We start from the raw sequence: 3,679 nt of genomic DNA, 5'->3' as shown, positions 1-3,679 counted from the left end.
GGTCCCTCCTGCTTCAACGCCTGCGAATACATCCACTTTTGCGCCTGCTTGTGCAGCAGCAACTGGGGATCTCACTCCTGTATCCGCAACTACCCTAGCTTGAACGCTTGTGTCTTCTGAGCGGTTGGGGTCGAGAACTTTGATTGATTTGCCTTTCACACCAATGCCACCATTTGTTTCAGAGGGGCCGAATGAAAAATTGCCAGAAATCTGGCATGAAGCAGCAGCAAGCCCGTATACCTTAGCGCTAAGTTTTACGTAACATTCCCCCGCGTTGTATGTACGTCGCTCATTTTTATTCGTTGAGCTATTTCTTGCTACATAGGGGATATCTAGCCCAAAGCCACCAATTGGTCGTTGCTCAGGAGATGCTTGATTGACAGGAAACCATGAAGTGAACGCAATCTGGCCACTTAACAAACTAAATTTCGATTGAATAGAAGCCCCTGTAGTAAGATCCAGGTTGGGGGTTACGCTATTTAACTCACTTAATGGCATATTTAATGTGCCATCAGCACTCGAAGTGAGGCGTAAAAATTGAGCTTGAGCATTCGCGATATATGCGGAGTTACCTCCTTGGCTTCTCCCTCCTTGCCAATGATAGTCTGCTTGCCAAAATGCACTAGAGTCAAATTTACTAATGGTTTGGTTTAAGTTCAAAGGTGACATGACAAAGTTTCTTTTGGTTACTGACTCTCTAAGCTGTTTTTTAAGATCAGTCAGTGTTTCTTGAAAATTCTTACCAGCTTTTTCTCCATTAACTAAAGGATCTATGAGTGTCACTTTTTCAGTAATATCCTTACTGTGTCCTTTACTAGTATTCGTTTGACTGTGTGGAAGAAACCAAGCAGGTGCTCGAACCCACCCCAGCTCTCCACCTGTAGATAGTAAACTACACTCTACCGCTTGAAGATCAGCATTCCCTGCTTTATTCGAAAATACACCCAGTTTCTTTTCTGTTGGAGTGAACTTAGACTCTTCCCAGATCAAAGTTTGAATTTCAATAGAGTCAGCTTGCAAATAGTAATGATGGAATGCTCTACGGTGTACCGCTCGTTGAGCTTGCCGTTTCAACTGCTCAAGCCGCTCCAGAGCAACTTTTTTAAGCCAAATTAGGTCAGTGAACATGTTAGGGATTGGTTGTCCCACAATGCTTTTAATGCTTGCAAGCCAATAGCTAAGAGTGCGGTCTATGAAATTGATAAACGCTTGAGTTGGGTAATAAGCCCATTGGCTAACAGACGAAGCATTTGATTCTAGTATCCCTTTAATCAGTTTTTCATCTCTAGGCTGCTCTGGATATGTTAAAAACTCACTAAGCAGTTTTTCAACAACGCTTTCGTAATCTTCATGAGCAATTTTAAGTCCACTATCTTCACGCCACTCTTTATACTTTTTATCATTTGCAAGGCTTTTCGGGCCAAGGTGTTCAGGTTTCGTCCCTATTAATTGTTCTTTAGCAAGGCATTGCTCTTTTGTCACATACCCAAATTCATTTAGCCTTAATAGGTGATAAGTGAAACTATAAGCGTTCATTGCTTTACTGGGTACACCATGGCTCTGTTTGAATTCACTCAGATTCTTAATAAACTCTGCTGACGCGACAACATCTCTTTCCCAGAATTTCTCAATTTTTTCTTTTGCTTTTTTGTGACTATAACCCGCCAGTTTGCTATCACTCCAGGGACGATGTGAGGCTAACTTTTCTAGGCACTTTGTTACATCTTGCTGTTTATCACTTGTGTAGTACTTTCGCTTATTGTCATAAACAAATGCCGTACCATCATCACTTTTGATATATCCAGCCGCTGTGATCGCTTTCTTTTCGAGTAACGCGATCTCTTCTTCTAAGAATTTAACAACTTGGCCTTTTGTTGCTCTTAAAGCCCTTTCTCTTAGTCTATACTCTCGATCCTCTTCTTCAATTTGCTCAATGTAGCCCAGAGCGTTACCCAAATAATTAGCAACAGGGTGAACGTATGGCAATACGTCAAACGCAAATTGCTTAACTTTTTCCCAAGTTAGAGAGTCATCGAGTATTTCGTGATAATCAATCCCTTCTTCATGTTCAGCAATAAAGATTAAAAAACCATTTTCGCCACCTTGCTCAAACTCCTTAGCTGCTCCGGAACGAATGGTAGTTAATATCCATATGACAGTTCTCAAGCGTTCAACATCTTTATCATCTAAAAAGCTTTCGTGAGGTTTACTTTCAAACTTAGATAAAATGCCTAAAGAATTAAGATTATCGAAAGTTTTTTGCCTATCCGAAACTACCGCATCTTTGAACAATTTCTGCTCTGAAATTACAGCTTTTTGTGCCTCTTCAGTTAATGCATACCAAGTTTGTTTTCCTGTTTTCGGATGCGCGGGCACATACAATATATCTATGAAATCTGGTACATTACTGGAACATAAGTCATTTCCACATGCTGGTTTTTTAGGTAAAGAGGGCATAGGTATTCTTTTACCTGCCTCCACTTCAATTGGAGCTCCTTCATTCCCCTCTAACTTGAGAGTGTTTCCTGCATAAATAAGGTCTAAGTTTTTAATCTGGTCACTATTCAGTTCTTTTAATGTACTGATATCTATGTCAAATTTTTTTGCTATCAAGCTTAGACAGTCACCTTGCTGAATTTGGTAGGTTTTTATGTCGTTCATAGTTAAATCTGCTTACTTATAACAGGTGAATTTAGATGGAAAGGGAGCTCTCTTCGCTCTGTCTTAACCACTCCAGCATCTCTCGATATTGAGTTCCAATTTTGGTTCTTGTCGACCCAACTCAACGTTTCAAATGGGCCTAAGATGATATCGATATCTTGAGGGATGAGGTGGTGTGAAACTTCACTCCAAAATTCGCTTGAGTGATACCTAAAGAATGCTATCTCTTTGTTGATTACTACAGACATTAGGTTGTGAAGATGATTTATTCGCTCATTTAGCGATGAGCCATTTTTATAAGAAAACACCACACTGCTGGTTCTCAGTGCAAAATCGTCCTTTATTTTCTTCGCCAAATCGTGTGAGCCTGTAAAATTAAAAACTACAGGGCTAATCTTGAGTAAATGAAGAAAGGGGCTACCAGCATACAGCTTGAATAATTCTGGGTTTTCCTCTGTAGTGTACGCTAACTCCGCCACATCAGGCACTCTTACAGTGTCAACGATAAGCCAATGCTCAAGGAGCATATCTAAGGTTAGAGAGCTTTTCTGCTTTAACATATCCTATTGCTCCTGCTTACATGGACAGTCAGTCCTTGGACAGCTCCCGTCAGGTTGGCGCTGGCACATTCTTGCAAGCCCTATATCACTTAGTGCAATTTGAATAAGCGCGTCTTCTGAGACAAGCTGTGCAATTGAACTAATTGGCGAAATCTCTTCCGGCGCTTGCTGCAACTCTAACCCATTTGGTAATGCGGCCTGCTGGCCTCCATACCCACTGCCGCTGCCTGGGCTTCCACCCGAGTTTATATTGACTTTCGGGCCAACCAAGCTAACACCAGACGCGTCTAGTTTTATAAAGCTGCCACCGGCTTTCAAAGTCATTTCAGAGCCTGCTTCGATAACGACCTTCATACCGGCTTTGATGTGGAGTTCATTGCCAATTTCAAATGCATGCAACTGAGCGATTTTTTGATGCAGACTCCCTTCCACAATCGAGGTGGCATCTTGTTTGACCA

2 protein-coding genes and 1 pseudogene are annotated in these 3,679 nt (G+C 41.4%); all 3 read right to left on the bottom strand.

The window, feature by feature from the left end; translation table 11 throughout:
• Window positions 1-2,661 (bottom strand): LysM peptidoglycan-binding domain-containing protein (locus tag QTN95_RS19945; protein WP_331418733.1); only part of this gene is annotated, 2,661 nt, incomplete at its 3' end.
• 2 nt (window positions 2,662-2,663) lie between these two features.
• Entirely contained in the window at window positions 2,664-3,221 is a 558-nt protein-coding gene (locus QTN95_RS19940) for a DUF4123 domain-containing protein (RefSeq protein WP_331418732.1), read from the bottom strand.
• Between the two features lie 3 nt (window positions 3,222-3,224).
• A pseudogene (locus QTN95_RS19935) lies at window positions 3,225-3,679 on the bottom strand (type VI secretion system tip protein VgrG); the annotation flags it as partial.

This window comes from Vibrio sp. M260112, assembly GCF_036533775.1.
GTDB lineage: Bacteria > Pseudomonadota > Gammaproteobacteria > Enterobacterales > Vibrionaceae > Vibrio.
This window is presented reverse-complemented; position numbering and strand designations above follow the sequence as displayed.

Excerpts from the sequence above, each read along its gene's own strand:
- QTN95_RS19940 (WP_331418732.1), bottom strand. The coding sequence starts at position 3,221 with ATGTTAAAGCAGAAAAGCTCTCTAACCTTAGATATGCTCCTTGAGCAT.